Raw genomic sequence first — 15,273 nt, forward strand, 5'->3', positions numbered from 1 at the left:
GGCAAAAATAGAAATATTAAATGTTATCTCATATCCTTAATTTTGCGAATCTAAACTTACCATAATGAAGGTTAAGGAAATTCCAGTATCCCTTTTTCAACAAGTAGCTTTATCTTGGAAATCCAAGGAAAAACTTACTTTGAACAAAAAACAAATTCCGGTTATTGTTTCTTTGGCATCGATTCCTTCCCGGCTCCACATTGTCCACCTTACCATAAAAAGCCTTATGGACCAAAAGGTATTACCGGAAAAAATTATACTTTGGTTGCACGAGGATTTAAAAAACCAGATACCTTCCAATCTCAATTCTCTGATCAGCAACCTATTTTCTATTAAATACACGGATTACCATAGTTCGCACAGAAAACTCGTGGAGCCCCTTAAACATTATCCAGAAAAAACTATCATTACATGTGATGATGACATGATGTATCGCAAAAATTGGCTTTCTGACTTATACAAAGTCCATTTGAGCGACCCTGATAAAATCATCGCCAATCAAACACGTTGCATTGCTTATGACAAATCGGGCGAACTACTACCCTACAAACTGTGGGAATCCGCCCCATCCGGATGCAGTACACCTGAACTAACCCTGCCCATAGGTGCAGGTGGAACGCTTTATCCTCCCAATTCTATGGACCAAAAAGTATTCGACCAAGATCTTTTTTTAAGTCTCGCACCAAACGCGGACGATCTTTGGTTTAAAATTATGGGCTTGCTAAAAGGGTCTGTTTCAGTACAAGCTTACAATACCGGAAAAGAGCCAATCCCTATTTGGGGCTCCCAAAAACAATCTTTGAAGAACACCAACATAAAAGAGGATAAAAATAGAACACAGTGGTTGGCATTAACCGACCATTTTCAATTAAAATTAGAGAACAGTGACCGAAGAAATCAATAATTGTAACCGAGTTCTGCAAGAAGGTGGGCTCATTCTATACCCAACCGATACGGTTTGGGGCATAGGTTGCGATGCCACAAATCCCGAGGCCGTAAAAAAGGTATACAACCTAAAAAAAAGAGAGGACTCCAAAGCACTGATATGTTTGGTGGCCAACCAAGCCATGCTGGAACGACATGTAAAACAGGTGCCCGAGGTCGCTTACGATATTATGGATCTGGCCACAAAACCCACCACCATAGTTTTTGACGATCCTATAGGCATTGCCAACAACCTGGTTGCTGCGGACAACACCCTGGCCATACGGGTTGCATCGGACAAATTTTGCCAATACCTCATCAATAAATTCAGAAAACCCATTGTGTCAACTTCGGCCAATATTTCTGGTAATCCTACCCCAAAACATTTCAAGGATATTGATCAAGAAATTTTAAAAGGAGTGGACTATGTGGTAAATTTGCAGAACGAAAACAAAAACCCTTCTCCTTCTTCCATAATTAAGTTAAGTAACGACGGTAAGGTGAAGGTCATCCGGGAATAAGAATGACGAAGGAATTCCATACAGCCGCAATACAGCACCCTATTTTTAAACTTATTGGCGAAGCTTCTGATGAGCTCGGAACAGATTCCTATGTGATCGGTGGGTATGTCCGTGATTATTTTTTAAAACGAAATACCCCAAAAGATATCGATATTGTTGCCATCGGCAGCGGCATTGAATTGGCCAAAAAAGTGGCTTCCAAATTAAAGGGTAAACCGGATATTTCCGTTTTTAAAAATTTCGGTACGGCCATGATCAAATACAAAGACCTGGAACTGGAATTTGTGGGCGCCCGAAAAGAAAGCTATAACCGAGACAGCCGTAAACCCATTGTCGAAGATGGCACGCTCGAAGATGACCAAAACCGTCGCGACTTCACCATAAACGCCATGGCATTGGCACTGAACCAATCCAATTTTGGTCAACTTTTAGATCCTTTTGATGGTTTGGCGGATTTGGCCAAACAACTTATCCGCACGCCCTTGGAGCCGGGCATCACATACTCGGACGATCCATTAAGGATGATGCGAGCCATACGATTTGCCTCACAATTGCACTTCACCATCGAATTGCCATCTCTCCAGGCCATTGCAGAGCACAAGGATCGAATAAAAATTGTATCCAAGGAACGTATTGTGGACGAACTCAATAAAATATTGATGAGTTCTCAACCATCGCTAGGCTTTACACTGATGCACAAAACCGGACTTCTTCCTTTAATTCTACCTGAACTAACGGCCTTACAAGGCATCGAAGAAATAGAGGGACAACGCCATAAGGACAATTTTTGGCACACATTGGAGGTAGTGGACAATATTGCACAAACAACGGACAATCTTTGGCTGCGTTGGGCGGCACTGCTTCACGATATTGGAAAGGCACCTACCAAGAAATTCCACAAAAAAATAGGTTGGACCTTTCATGCCCATGAGTTTGTCGGTGCTAAAATGGTCTATAAACTTTTTAAAAGACTACGAATGCCATTGAACGATAAAATGAAATTCGTTCAAAAAATGGTATTGATGAGCTCACGGCCCATTATACTGTCCGAAGACCATGTAACCGATTCTGCGGTAAGGCGATTGGTGTTCGATGCCGGTGATCATGTGGAAGACCTAATGACCCTCTGCGAAGCGGACATTACCACCAAGAACCCCAAAAAACAAAAAAAATACAAGAACAATTTTAAGATCGTTCGCCAAAAAATAGTCGAAGTCGAAGAACGGGATCACATCCGAAATTTTCAACCTCCGGTTTCCGGCGAAGAGATCATGAAAACCTTCAACCTAAAACCATCCAAAGAAATAGGCATTATTAAAGACGCGATCAAAGAAGCAATCTTAGAGGGAGAAATCCCCAACGAATATGAAGCGGCCTACAACTTTATGTTAAAAAAGGGCGAAAAAATGAATCTAAAAGTCCATTCCGAATGAAAAAGAACAAATATGTGGTGTATTGGTTGTTAACTGGATGTTTTCTCATTTTTGTCATGGTTTTGGTAGGAGGCATCACCCGACTTACCCACTCGGGGCTGTCCATTTCCGATTATAAACTTATTCAAGGTACAATCCCCCCCATGAACGAACAAGAATGGGAGGAAGCCTTTGAACTCTACAAGCAATATCCCGAGTACCAAAAACTCAACTATCATTTTGGAATCGAGGAATTCAAGGACATTTACTTTTGGGAATGGCTGCACAGGGTCATTGGACGATTTATAGGAATCGTTTTTATTTTACCGTTTATTTACTTTTTGATAGCCAAGAAGCTGGATAGACCTACCATTAAAAAAAGTTTGATTCTGCTCTTTATGGGCGGGTTTCAAGGTTTTTTGGGCTGGTATATGGTAAAAAGCGGCCTTGTGGACCGTCCGGATGTATCGCACTACAGGTTGGCAGCTCATTTGACCACGGCATTCTTAACGTTCGCCTATAGTTTTTGGGTGGCCTTGGACCTAATCTATCCAAATCGAAAAGAAGTCGACACCAAAATAAGGAACTTGATCCGCGTAGGCCTGGTGGTCTTGTTGCTTCAAATAGTATGGGGTGCCTTTGTTGCAGGTTTGGATGCCGGCTTTATTCACAACCACTGGCCTCTGATGAACGAAGGCAAACTAATGCACGAAACCGTTTATATAGAACAACAGCCCGTAATAAAGAACTTTTACGAAGGAAAAAGCGGCGTACAGTTTGTACATCGGTACCTGGCTTACATTGTGGTCGCTTTGATTGGGGTGATTTGGTACCGAACACGAAAAATATCCACAACCGCCCTACAGGAAAAAGGACTAAAAACTTTGTTGGCCCTAGTTTTTGTTCAATTTATATTGGGTGTGCTCACATTGATTTATGCCGTGCCACTTTGGCTGGGCATCGTGCACCAAATTGGCGCTTTTTTCCTTTTGGCCGCGATGACGTTTACCTTGCACAGGTTCACCAAATAACTGCTATTTATTGTACCTTTGTGCCCACTCTAAAATTTGATGGATGATTTATAAAATCAGGATAATACTTGATGCTGAGGAAGATATCTTTCGGGATATCGAAATTGAGGACCAAAGTAACTTGGAGGATTTCCACAACGCCATTACCCAAGCTTTTGGTTTTGAGGGAAGTGAAATGGCCTCATTTTATACTTGTGACGAAGAATGGAACCAAGATGAAGAAATCGCTCTTTTTGATATGAGTGAAAATGGCTCCGATATTCGCCTGATGAACGAAACCTCGTTGGACGATATTCTGACCAAGGACAGCCCCAAACTGATCTACGTGTACGACTTTTTTAGCATGTGGACCTTTTTTGTGGAGCTTGCCGATATTGTGGAAAAAGAAGATGGCCGTGTTTATCCCAATGTATTGTTCACCTTTGGCGAATTACCGGATGCCCCACCGGAAAAACAATTCGAAGCAAAGCCCAACGATGATGGAGGAAATTTTGACGACCTTCTGGACAGTTACGACGATATGGACTTTGACGAAAACTGGAACTAAAATAGCACCGCCTAAATTTTAACCAATAATCCCCGATCCAAATAATGCTGAACTTATATTCCGCCCAAATTGAAAGTATATCGCTTCACCGAGTTGGCAACAAGAGCAAAAACGAATCTGCTTTTTTATCCGCAGAGCCTTTTTCCCTGAACGATGAAATGGCAGGCCTATTAAAAGAATACTTTTTTAAGCCCTTTCGCGAAAAGGAAGAAAACTATTATAAGTTCAGTCACGAAGTGGATTTGGAATTCAATGAGGTGTGTACGGTGGTTACCGAGATTTTCGACAACCCCTCCGATAACCATCGATTATCCAAAAAAATAACCACGCATCTGTTTGAGCAATCCAACCACCCTCACATTAAAAGCGGGGAGGTTTATGTGGTGCATTTCTCCGATATGGTAATCGACAATAAAAAAACGGATGCCGTAGGTATTTTTAAGAGTGAGCTAAAGCACGACTTTCTTCAGTTCGAGGAAAACGAACGCAACTTGGAAATTTTAATACGCCAGGGAATCAATATCAACAAATTGGATAAGGGGTGCATAGTTTTTAACGTGGACCGAGAAGAAGGTTTTAGGATATTATCTGTGGACAGCAACCGATATGACGCCAAATATTGGCTGGAAAACTTTTTGGGAGTTTCGCCATTAACGGATGAGAACTTTTACACAAAAAACTACCTTAAGTTCTGCCAGAACTTTGCCAAGGATGTTGTTTTGCCCGCAGAGGACAAACAGCAAGAGGTTTTGTTCATGAACCGCGCTGTAAACCACTTTGCCAAAAACGACAACTTTGAGGAGACCTCCTTTTTGAACGAGGTAATGGAAAATCCCGACTTAATTCCAGAGTTTAAGCATTATAAAGTAGAAAAAGGACCCAAGTACAGCATTGAGGACGTTTCTAATTTTGACATTGCCAACAAAGCGGTGAGCGATGCCCGTAAAAAAATCAAGAATGTAATCAATCTGGACACCAATATTCAGATCAAGATGGATTTCATCAACCCTGATTCGGCAGAGAAGTTTGTGGAAAAAGGTTGGGACGAGGAACGACAGATGTACTATTACCTCGTGTATTTTAACAAGGAACAGAAAAGTTAGAATTTTTTTTCAATAATCTGTTTCATACTCACATCCTCATAGTTACGTTTCACAAAATCCAAGGCGTGGGTCAAAATTTCGCCCATGTTCTTGCTGTCCCTAAAATTGATATCGCCCGTAAGGTCCTGCAATTGGTTTTTTAGCATTTCTATGTTTTCCGGTGGAGCAATGGTATCCAATGCGCAAACATCCAACAAGCGTTTAAGGCGACGCCCCCAACTAAGTATCCGTTTTGCGATTATGGAACGCTCCTCTACAATATATTGGTTAACAGAATCTATGGTCAATTTACCTTGCACCAAATCCACCATGGTCTTGTTCTCTTTAAAAAACTGGGGGCGATATACCTTTATATTACCTTCATAGCATTGTTGATCAAAATCTATGGCCCTTATTTTATAGACTACACTATCAAAATCGTGAGTGGGAACAATTACGTAATTATAAGAACGCATGTCCCCTAAGAGCCGGATCATACTTCTTTCGTTGAACTTAACAAACTCCTTGGCAATCTGTGATTTTTCGAATTCGGTACATTCGGGCAGGTTGTTCTTCATAAAAATATCTCCGGGAATACCAACAATATGCTCTTCGATGAGCGTATTCTCATAGATCACAAAGTTTAAATTGTAAGGAGAGAGCATATGCTCCAATTCCAAACCATATACTCTAGAAGCGTCGGTTTTTTTAACATAGAACAAGGTATAGTTATCGTTAAGGATGTTCCGGACCTTGATTCGAAAAGGCTTGGAGTTTCCAAAAGTGCAATAGTCCACATAATCCACGTTCAAATATTGAAAAATGGAATCACTGCCATCGGAAACAAAACTGGAATACACTCTTTTTAGGGCCAGGTCTATTTCATCCCTATCGAACTCCGGATAAAACACGCGCACCCAAAGTGTATCCTCATCCTTGGCATCGTAAACGGCAACGCTTCCTGAAAAGCGCAACAAGTCATCATAATGGATCGGAATTTCGATTTTTCTATTGTAATAATCCAAATATTCATCCAGCTCCTTACTTATGGGGTAGGCAGGTTTCTTTTTCGACATTAATTTTTCTTCCGACATTGTGTTCGATTATTTTGTAACAATTTGCAAATAATATCGTCAAGTTAGTATAAACCATTCAAAAAACGATAGCATCTTTTGGAAACAATACTTACCGTAAACCATCTTACAAAAAAATTTGGTTACCTAACAGCCGTAAAAGATCTTTCTTTTACAATAGAAAAAGGTAACGTTTATGGCATTTTAGGACCCAATGGGAGTGGCAAATCCACCACATTGGGAATTATCCTGAACGTTGTGAACCGAACCTCGGGCGATTTTAATTGGTTCGATGGCAACACCACCACCCATGACGCCCTAAAAAAGGTCGGGGCCATAATTGAACGTCCCAACTTTTATCCGTACATGAACGCGATTCAAAATTTAAAGTTGGTCTGTAAGATCAAAGATGTACCCGAATCCAAAATTCAGGAAAAACTGGAATTGGTAGGTCTGTGGGACCGCAGGAACAGTAAGTTCAAAACCTATTCGCTGGGGATGAAACAGCGCATGGCCATTGCCTCTGCCCTGCTCAACGACCCCGAAATACTCATCTTGGACGAACCTACCAATGGCCTGGACCCCCAAGGAATCCATCAAATACGGGAGATCATCAAAAAAATTGCGAGCCAAGGCACGACCATTTTATTGGCCTCTCATTTATTGGACGAGGTTGAAAAAGTATGTTCCCATGTCATCATTCTTAGAAAAGGAGAGAATTTATATTCCGGGCCAGTAGATAGTATGCTGGCCAGTCATGGTTTTTTTGAATTGAAGTGCGAAAATCTAGAGCAATTGCAAGAGCTGCTCGAAAAAAGTGCCAGCTTCGGGAAAATCGAAAACTTTAACGGTACGCTTACGGCCTATTTAAAGGAAGAAATGGATGCCGAAAGCTTAAACAAAATGCTGTTTGACCAGGGTATTGTCCTATCTCACCTCGTAAAACGGAAAGAAAGTCTCGAAGAACAATTTTTAACCTTGACCAAGAATCAATAATCAATAAACGAATGTTACGTCTCCTACAAATAGAATTTATAAAATTATGGAACAATAGGGCCAGCAAGGTGCTTATTATCTCCTATTTTGTGCTTTTAACTTCCATTGCGCTCATCGCGGCCATTAAATTTGATATTGGCCCGGTACAATTTCATCTGGCGGATCAAGGGATATTCAATTTTCCCTATATCTGGCACTTTAACACCTTTGTCACCGCCCTTTTTAAGCTATTTTTGGCCATTGTAATCGTTTCCATGATGTCCAACGAATACAGCAACAAGACCATAAAACAAAACCTGATCGATGGTCTTTCCAAAAAAGAATTTATCCTTTCCAAAGTCCTTACCGTAATCAGTTTTGCGCTTATTTCCACCATATTTGTGTTTGTGGTTTCCATGGTCCTTGGCCTGATCTATTCCGATTACGACGAAATGTCCATTATTTTTTCGGACATGGAGTTTTTACCAGCGTTCTTCTTTAAACTGGTCGGCTTTTTCTCTTTTTGTCTGTTCTTGGGCATATTGGTCAAGCGTTCGGCCTTTGCGCTGGGTTTCTTAATTTTATGGACCATTTTGGAGCAAGTAGTTTTTGGTTTGCTCGGTTGGAAAGTTATGAGCTGGGAAGCGGCCAAGACCATAAAACAATTTTTTCCATTGCAATCCATGTCCAATTTAATAAAAGAACCCTTCACAAGGTTATCGGCCGTACAGAATATTGGTCAACAGATAGGAGAGGATATGAGATTCGATTACCATGTATATTGGTATGAGTTTTTGGTAGTCATCCTTTGGACAGTGATTTTTATCTACTTATCCTACGCATTATTAAAAAAACGTGATTTGTAGTATCTTGTAGGATGCACAGAATCATGTAATGCTGAACAGAATATTAATTTTATGGGCACTCCTGGCCAGCCATTCCTTTTGGGCCCAGGATTGCCCTAATCCGGTTTACCCTGCCAATGGAGCTACAAATGTTCCTTTGGACGCCACAATTGATTGGGAATCGGTAGATGGAGTTCCCTCCTACAATATAACCATGGGTACAACACCCGGGGGCGACGACATCCTGAGCACACAATTTGCCAGTGGATCTTCCTATGTCCCGCCACTTGGACTACCTGCCAATACCACTATTTATGTAACGATAACCCTTTTCTTTTTTGACCAGCCCAATATTACCTGTCCAAGCTACAGTTTTACCACCGAACCCATTTCCACAGTTCCAGAATGTACCGAAATAACCAATCCATTGAACAACGCTGTGGACATAAATCCAAATACCAATATATCCTGGTCCTATGTGTACGCTGCAACGGGCTACAATCTTAGTTTGGGCACAACACCTGGAGGCACGGAACTTCTGAATAATTTTGATGTTGGCAACACCCTTACCTATAACCCAATAACCGATCTACCCTCGGAGACCCCTATTTACGCATCAATTGTACCATACAACGCATTGGGAACGGCAATGGGCTGTACCTATCAACAATTTACAACACGGGCCGAATCCGAAATACCCGATTGCACCAATATTATTTATCCGCTGAACGGAGAAACCAATGTACCGCTATCTCCTGTATTGGAATGGCATGCCGTACCCGATGCAACAGGATACATCGTTACCATTGGCACAACACCTACAGGCACGGACATTCTTGACGGCTCCACATTTTATAGCAATTCCACCCCGGTCGTTAATTTTGAATCAAACAAAACCTTTTTTATCACAATTGTTCCTTTTAACGATGCAGGGGCAGCAGAAGGGTGCACCCAGACCAGTTTTACCACCTTGTTGGGATGTGGCCCCTTTTTGGATTTTGATACTGGGGAATACGTTATTGTAAACCCGGAAATAGATTTTCCCGCTACCATATCCTCTTGCGATAACAATGGCCCACTGATCATCAATTCAACCGACATTGCCGAAGGTTACCGGTGGTTTCGGATAGATCAATTTGAAAATGAGTCCCTAATCTCGGACACCAGTGACGTTACCATCACTGAAAACGGCAGGTACAGGTACGAAGCCTACAATACGATCAATCAAAATGGCAATACCATTGAATGTCCCTCGAGTCAAGTATTCGAGGTCGTTTCATCGGAAATGGCAACCATAGAAAATATAATGGCCGAGACTCTGGTCTCCTCACTTCGAATAACCGTAGTTGCATCGGGTAACGGAGATTACGAATATGCCATAGATGATATAGATGGCCCATATTTGGACAGCAATGTTTTTAACAATGTGGCACCCGGAAGCCACATCTTCTATGTTAGGGACAAGAACGGTTGCGGCATTGCCCAGCAAAAATTCGCTCAGGACTTGACCGTAGAGGGATTTCCAAAATTCTTTACCCCCAATGGGGACAACATAAACGATTATTGGCAGTTTATACAGCCAACAGAGACGCAAGAAATTGTTTTTAAAAGTATCCGAATCTTTGATCGCTACGGTACATTTATAAAACAAATTTCGCAATATTCCCTGGGTTGGGACGGAAATTTGGCCGGGTGCAGCTTACCCGCCGGAGATTATTGGTTCATGGCCATTGATGATTCGGACCGGGAGTTCAAAGGGCATTTTTCCTTAAAAAGATAAAATCCCTTTTTACTTCCTTTTAGGAACATCCTTTAGTATTTTTACAGCATGAAATTTCAGGTAGTTTCCGATTTTAAACCTACCGGCGATCAGCCGCAGGCGATAAAACAGTTGGTGGAGGGCATTGAGTCCAAAACAGCACACCAAACCTTGCTCGGCGTAACCGGATCGGGAAAAACATTTACCGTGGCCAACGTTGTGGAATCCGTTCAACGGCCTACTCTGGTTTTGGCACACAACAAAACTTTGGCAGCACAACTATATTCAGAGTTCAAACAATTTTTTCCGAACAATGCGGTCGAATATTTCGTGTCCTACTATGATTATTATCAACCTGAAGCCTATATCCCGACCAGTGGACTTTATATAGAAAAAGACCTTTCCATAAACGAGGATATCGAGAAATTGCGTTTAAGTGCCACCTCCTCTCTCTTATCCGGAAGAAGGGACGTCCTGGTTGTAGCGTCGGTATCCTGTTTGTACGGTATCGGAAATCCGATAGAATTTCAAAAAAACGTTATCACCATTCATAGGGATCAAGTTATTTCTAGGACCAAGTTTTTAAAACAGTTGGTACAGAGCCTGTACGCAAGGACCACTGCAGATTTCAGAAATGGAAATTTTAGGGTAAAAGGAGATGTGGTCGATGTTTTTCCAGGATATGCCGACCATGCGTTCCGTATCCATTTTTTTGGTGATGAAATTGAGGAAATCGAAGCATTGGACCCTTACAACAATAACGTTATAGAGATTTACGACACCCTGAACATATATCCCGCAAATATGTTTGTCACCTCCCCGGATGTATTGCAAAATGCAATTCGCGAGATTCAGGACGATTTGGTAAAACAAGTGGATTATTTTAAGGAAATCGGCAGGCCTTTAGAGGCCAAACGTTTGGAGGAACGCACCAATTTTGATTTGGAAATGATTCGCGAACTAGGCTATTGTTCAGGAATCGAGAACTACTCTCGGTACCTTGACGGCAGAAAACCGGGCACCAGACCTTTCTGTTTGCTGGATTATTTTCCAGATGATTATTTAATGGTGATCGATGAAAGCCATGTTACCATACCGCAAGTACATGCCATGTATGGCGGCGACCGATCTAGAAAGGAAAACTTGGTGGAATATGGATTCCGGTTACCGGCGGCAATGGACAACCGTCCGTTAAAGTTTGAAGAATTTGAAGCCCTACAAAATCAAGTACTATACGTTAGTGCCACTCCCGCTGACTACGAACTGGAATTGAGCGAAGGTATTTATGTGGAACAGATTATCCGACCAACGGGGTTGCTGGACCCTATAATCGAAGTTCGCCCCAGCGAAAACCAGATCGATGACCTAGTTGAAGAAATCCAACAACGTGTAGAATTGGATGAACGTACCTTGGTAACGACACTGACCAAGCGTATGGCAGAGGAGCTCACCAAATATTTAACCAGAATTGATGTTCGCTGTCGATACATCCACAGTGATGTGGACACTTTGGAAAGGGTGGAGATCATGCAAGACCTGCGCAAGGGACTTTTTGATGTCTTGATCGGAGTAAACCTTTTGCGAGAAGGATTGGATCTACCGGAAGTTTCCCTAGTTGCCATACTGGATGCCGATAAGGAAGGTTTTTTAAGAAGTAACCGCTCGCTCACCCAAACCGTAGGGCGTGCTGCAAGAAACTTGAACGGGAAAGCCATTATGTATGCCGACAAGATTACGGAAAGCATGCAGAAAACCATAGACGAAACCAATTATCGCAGGGAAAAGCAAATTACCTACAATAAAGAAAATAACATAACCCCTACCGCACTCAAGAAAAACCTGGACAGTGCCCTTGCCAAAAACTCGGTATCCACCTACCACTTTCAAAAAGAAGAGTTACGTGCCGCCGAGCCAGATCTAAACTATATTACGGAAGATCAAAAAGAAAAACTGATTCGCGAAAAAAGAAAGGCCATGGAAAAAGCTGCCAAAGAACTCAACTTTATGGAAGCCGCCAAATTAAGGGACGAAATAAAAATGTTGCAAGAAAAAAAATAAAAAACGCGCTCCAGCAAATGCCGGAGCGCGCCTCAACTAACCAACTAATCCAACCATCATGAAACACCTTTAGTTGGTGTTCTAGTGCCTTATCCTATTTCAATCAGTCTTTTGGGTTTTGGCAATGCCTCTTGCTTTTTGGGCAACATCAGTTTTAGTATCCCATCTTCGTACTTCGCATCTATTTTAGATCCATCTACGGTTTCCGGCAATGTAAATGCCCTTTTGAACGATGTGAACGAGAACTCCTTTCTTGTGTAGTTGTCCTTATTTTCTTCATTTTCAGTTTTTACTTCACTGGCAATGCTAAGTACATCGTTATCGATTTCTACGGTAAAGTCTTCTTTTTTCATACCAGGAACAGCAAGTTCCAATTCAAAACCTTCTGTATTGTCCTTTATATTTACTGCGGGCACGGAAGTATTCCACTTCTCTGTTCCACCGAACCAATCAGGACCCATAAAATCATTCATCAATGATGGAAAAAACAGGTTATTTCTTTTTACTATACTCATGGCGATTCAATTTTAGTTAAACATCTAAATCAACCAGTAAAAAGCAAAACCTGTACCAACACAAAATCTATGTCATTTTGACGTGTTTAAAAATGAAAAAAATGCCATTTTGACATTAATTGTAATATGCCTTAAAGATATTGATCAGCACATCGGGCGGTACAATATTGTCCGGATAACGGTGCATAACCTCCAAAACCTGACTGATAGCCGCCGGCGGGAGCCCCATTTTTAGTCCGATATTATAGAGTTTGTCTATTTCCTTCCTATGTTGTTCCTTGTCGATATTCATAAGAAGGATAAGTCTATGGAATTGTACTATGCGCTCTGCTTGGGTCTTTAAGCGGACCTTAGGGGATTTTTCCTTAAGAAGCCCTTCGAAGATATCTTTACCAATGCCAAGGGTATGTGCTACCTGAAGCAAAAAATCGTACTCTGACTGCTTTATCGAATGATCTACCCTGGCAAAGGCTATCATTTGCGAAAGAATGCTCAATTTTTCTTTGTGAGTACCCATAAAGCTTGGTTTTGGTTATCGATCCTACTGTAGATAACTTCAAAACCATACTTTTTAGTACAAAAAAGCCCTGAAATTCAGGGCTTTTTTCTAACTAACTCAAACAATTCCCGTGTATTACGCGGTAATTTTTACTGGAAGCTCATATACTCTTCCGGGAGCAACATTTGTTAATTCCACCTTTTGGTAATTTAAACGACTCTTAACAAAGCCCTCCAAAACATCGTTTTTGGTTTCAACAGAGAGAACCAACAATTCGCCTTTTTCTGTTACAATAAAACGAACCTCGGCAGTCAAATCCTTATGATCTGCGTTGAATTGATTATCCTTCAACATTTCATAAATCTGACCGGAAAGATTGTTCTCCTTGGTCGCTTTTTTTCCTTTTGTTGCAAATGCGCTCATGGTTGCCATAAGTGCCAACGCTACTGAAACAGTTCTTAATTTTTTCATGATTTTTGTTTTTTGATTAAAATTGAATGATTAATGATTTGCTAAAAACAAGTCCCGATTAAGGTCCTTTTTTTAAGACACCACAAAAATAAGACGATTTAAAAAGTAAATTGTTACACTTTTTGTCGATTTAACAAATGTTTAATGTCCTTAACGTTGGGCAAATACTCTTTATAAACCCAAAAATGAACTTTAAAAAATCGTTCTAAATCAAAACAGGCTCATAATTAATGAGATAAGAATTTCGAGCAAAAAACGACACTGATGCATCGGATATCCACTACAAAAAACAAAAAGGGCAATGTTAACAAAACATTGCCCTTTTTTCGATATTTTTAAATGGTCAAGACTAGCTCAAAACCTCCTCGACCTTATCTGCCGCTTCTTTAAACTGTACCGCGGAATGCACGGCCAACCCTGAGTTGTCTATAATTTCTTTGGCCAACTCTGCATTGGTCCCTTGCAATCTTACAATAATCGGCACTTGAATGGCATCACCCATATTCTTGTACGCATCAACCACACCTTGGGCAACACGGTCACAACGAACAATACCACCAAAAATATTGATCAGGATAGCTTTTACGTTAGGATCCTTCAGGATAATACGGAAAGCTTCTTCCACCCTTTTGGCATCGGCGGTTCCGCCTACATCCAAAAAGTTCGCCGGTTCTCCTCCGGCCATTTTGATCAAATCCATAGTGGCCATGGCCAAACCGGCCCCATTTACCATACAGCCTACATTACCATCCAAATCCACATAATTCAAACCTACTTCACGAGCTTCTACTTCGATCGGATTCTCTTCGCGCAGATCACGCATCTCTGCGTAAGCCTTTCTTCTGTACAGCGCATTATCGTCTATGGTAACTTTGGCATCTACCGCCATAATCTTATCGTCCGATGTTTTCAAAACCGGATTGATCTCAAAAAGACTGGAATCACTTTCCACATATGCCTTATAGAGCGACATCACGAACTTTACCATTTCTTTGAACGCAGTACCGGACAGGCCAAGGTTAAAGGCAATTCTTCTCGCCTGGAACGGCAACAGGCCCAAACCAGGATCAACTTCTTCGGTAAAAATAAGGTGCGGCGTTTTTTCCGCCACTTCTTCTATATCCATCCCACCTTCAGTGGAATACATGATCATGTTTCTACCCGTACCTCTATTTAAAAGAACGGACATATAAAACTCGCTGGTCTCACTATCGCCCGGATAATACACATCCTCAGCTACCAAAACCTGATGTACTTTTTTCCCTTCTGCCGATGTTTGCGGGGTAACCAGGTTCATCCCGATAATACTACCTGCCAATTCTTCTACTTCTTTCAAGTTTTTGGCCAGTTTAACTCCTCCGCCCTTTCCACGGCCACCTGCATGAACCTGTGCTTTGATAACGTGCCATCCGGTTCCGGTTTCCTGTGTAAGTTGTTTTGCGGCATCTACCGCTTCCTTGGCGTTGTGAGCAACTATCCCTCTTTGGATCCTAACACCAAAACTGGCTAAAATCTCTTTTCCTTGATATTCGTGAAGATTCATCTGTGAATTTACTTTTGT

The 15,273-nt window shown here is 41.4% G+C and carries 15 protein-coding genes; 10 read left to right on the forward strand and 5 right to left on the reverse strand.

Features of this window, described 5'->3' with window-relative positions; translation table 11 throughout:
• Window positions 1-64: 64 nt before the first annotated feature.
• From ABTP35_RS01855 to ABTP35_RS01880, 6 genes are read left to right on the forward strand one after another with little or no spacing between them, the layout of a single operon-like run.
• Window positions 65-904 carry a zinc-binding alcohol dehydrogenase gene (locus ABTP35_RS01855; protein WP_293294304.1) on the forward strand — a complete coding sequence of 280 codons (840 nt, stop codon included), beginning with the start codon at window positions 65-67 and terminating at the stop codon, window positions 902-904.
• Entirely contained in the window at window positions 885-1,445 is a 561-nt protein-coding gene (locus ABTP35_RS01860) for an L-threonylcarbamoyladenylate synthase (RefSeq protein ID WP_293294302.1), read from the forward strand. The genes ABTP35_RS01855 and ABTP35_RS01860 overlap by 20 nt, the downstream gene beginning before the upstream one ends.
• 2 nt (window positions 1,446-1,447) lie before the next feature.
• A complete protein-coding gene (locus ABTP35_RS01865; protein ID WP_293294300.1) occupies window positions 1,448-2,878 on the forward strand; it encodes an HD domain-containing protein in 1,431 nt (476 codons plus the stop codon).
• Window positions 2,875-3,888 (forward strand): COX15/CtaA family protein, encoded by a 1,014-nt coding sequence (locus ABTP35_RS01870; RefSeq protein ID WP_293294298.1) that lies wholly within the window; start codon window positions 2,875-2,877, stop codon window positions 3,886-3,888. The genes ABTP35_RS01865 and ABTP35_RS01870 overlap by 4 nt, the downstream gene beginning before the upstream one ends.
• A gap of 43 nt (window positions 3,889-3,931) precedes the next feature.
• On the forward strand, window positions 3,932-4,435 hold the full coding sequence (locus ABTP35_RS01875) for a plasmid pRiA4b ORF-3 family protein (protein ID WP_252079178.1): 504 nt from the start codon (window positions 3,932-3,934) through the stop codon (window positions 4,433-4,435).
• A 44-nt stretch (window positions 4,436-4,479) separates the two neighbouring features.
• A complete protein-coding gene (locus tag ABTP35_RS01880) occupies window positions 4,480-5,538 on the forward strand; it encodes a nucleoid-associated protein (protein ID WP_293294295.1) in 1,059 nt (352 codons plus the stop codon).
• Here the strand turns inward: ABTP35_RS01880 and ABTP35_RS01885 are convergent.
• Window positions 5,535-6,611 (reverse strand): hypothetical protein, encoded by a 1,077-nt coding sequence (locus ABTP35_RS01885; RefSeq protein WP_224835180.1) that lies wholly within the window; start codon window positions 6,609-6,611, stop codon window positions 5,535-5,537. The two genes, ABTP35_RS01880 and ABTP35_RS01885, sit on opposite strands and share 4 nt — an antisense overlap.
• A 78-nt stretch (window positions 6,612-6,689) precedes the next feature.
• On the opposite strand from ABTP35_RS01885, the gene ABTP35_RS01890 reads away from it, so the two are divergent.
• From ABTP35_RS01890 to uvrB, 4 genes are read left to right on the forward strand one after another with little or no spacing between them, the layout of a single operon-like run.
• Window positions 6,690-7,586, forward strand: coding sequence for an ABC transporter ATP-binding protein (locus tag ABTP35_RS01890; protein WP_293294292.1), 897 nt, complete (start codon window positions 6,690-6,692; stop codon window positions 7,584-7,586).
• An 11-nt stretch (window positions 7,587-7,597) separates the two neighbouring features.
• Complete coding sequence (locus ABTP35_RS01895) at window positions 7,598-8,431, forward strand: ABC transporter permease (RefSeq protein WP_224835182.1); 834 nt, start codon at window positions 7,598-7,600, stop codon at window positions 8,429-8,431.
• 28 nt (window positions 8,432-8,459) lie between these two features.
• Entirely contained in the window at window positions 8,460-10,190 is a 1,731-nt protein-coding gene (locus tag ABTP35_RS01900; protein WP_293294288.1) for a T9SS type B sorting domain-containing protein, read from the forward strand.
• 48 nt (window positions 10,191-10,238) lie between these two features.
• Entirely contained in the window at window positions 10,239-12,227 is a 1,989-nt protein-coding gene (gene uvrB, locus ABTP35_RS01905; RefSeq protein ID WP_293294286.1) for an excinuclease ABC subunit UvrB, read from the forward strand.
• Window positions 12,228-12,316: 89 nt separating this feature from the next.
• Here uvrB and ABTP35_RS01910 read toward each other — a convergent pair whose 3' ends face one another.
• From ABTP35_RS01910 to sucC, 4 genes are all read right to left on the reverse strand, one after another.
• Entirely contained in the window at window positions 12,317-12,742 is a 426-nt protein-coding gene (locus tag ABTP35_RS01910) for an Hsp20/alpha crystallin family protein (RefSeq protein ID WP_293294284.1), read from the reverse strand.
• A gap of 115 nt (window positions 12,743-12,857) precedes the next feature.
• Window positions 12,858-13,259 carry a TerB family tellurite resistance protein gene (locus ABTP35_RS01915; RefSeq protein ID WP_252079174.1) on the reverse strand — a complete coding sequence of 134 codons (402 nt, stop codon included), beginning with the start codon at window positions 13,257-13,259 and terminating at the stop codon, window positions 12,858-12,860.
• A 117-nt stretch (window positions 13,260-13,376) separates the two neighbouring features.
• Window positions 13,377-13,712 carry a hypothetical protein gene (locus tag ABTP35_RS01920; protein WP_252079173.1) on the reverse strand — a complete coding sequence of 112 codons (336 nt, stop codon included), beginning with the start codon at window positions 13,710-13,712 and terminating at the stop codon, window positions 13,377-13,379.
• Between the two features lie 349 nt (window positions 13,713-14,061).
• A complete protein-coding gene (gene sucC, locus ABTP35_RS01925; protein WP_224835188.1) occupies window positions 14,062-15,255 on the reverse strand; it encodes an ADP-forming succinate--CoA ligase subunit beta in 1,194 nt (397 codons plus the stop codon).
• Window positions 15,256-15,273 lie beyond the last annotated feature (18 nt).

It is taken from the genome of Flagellimonas alginilytica (genome assembly GCF_042134605.1).
Lineage (GTDB): Bacteria > Bacteroidota > Bacteroidia > Flavobacteriales > Flavobacteriaceae > Flagellimonas > Flagellimonas alginolytica.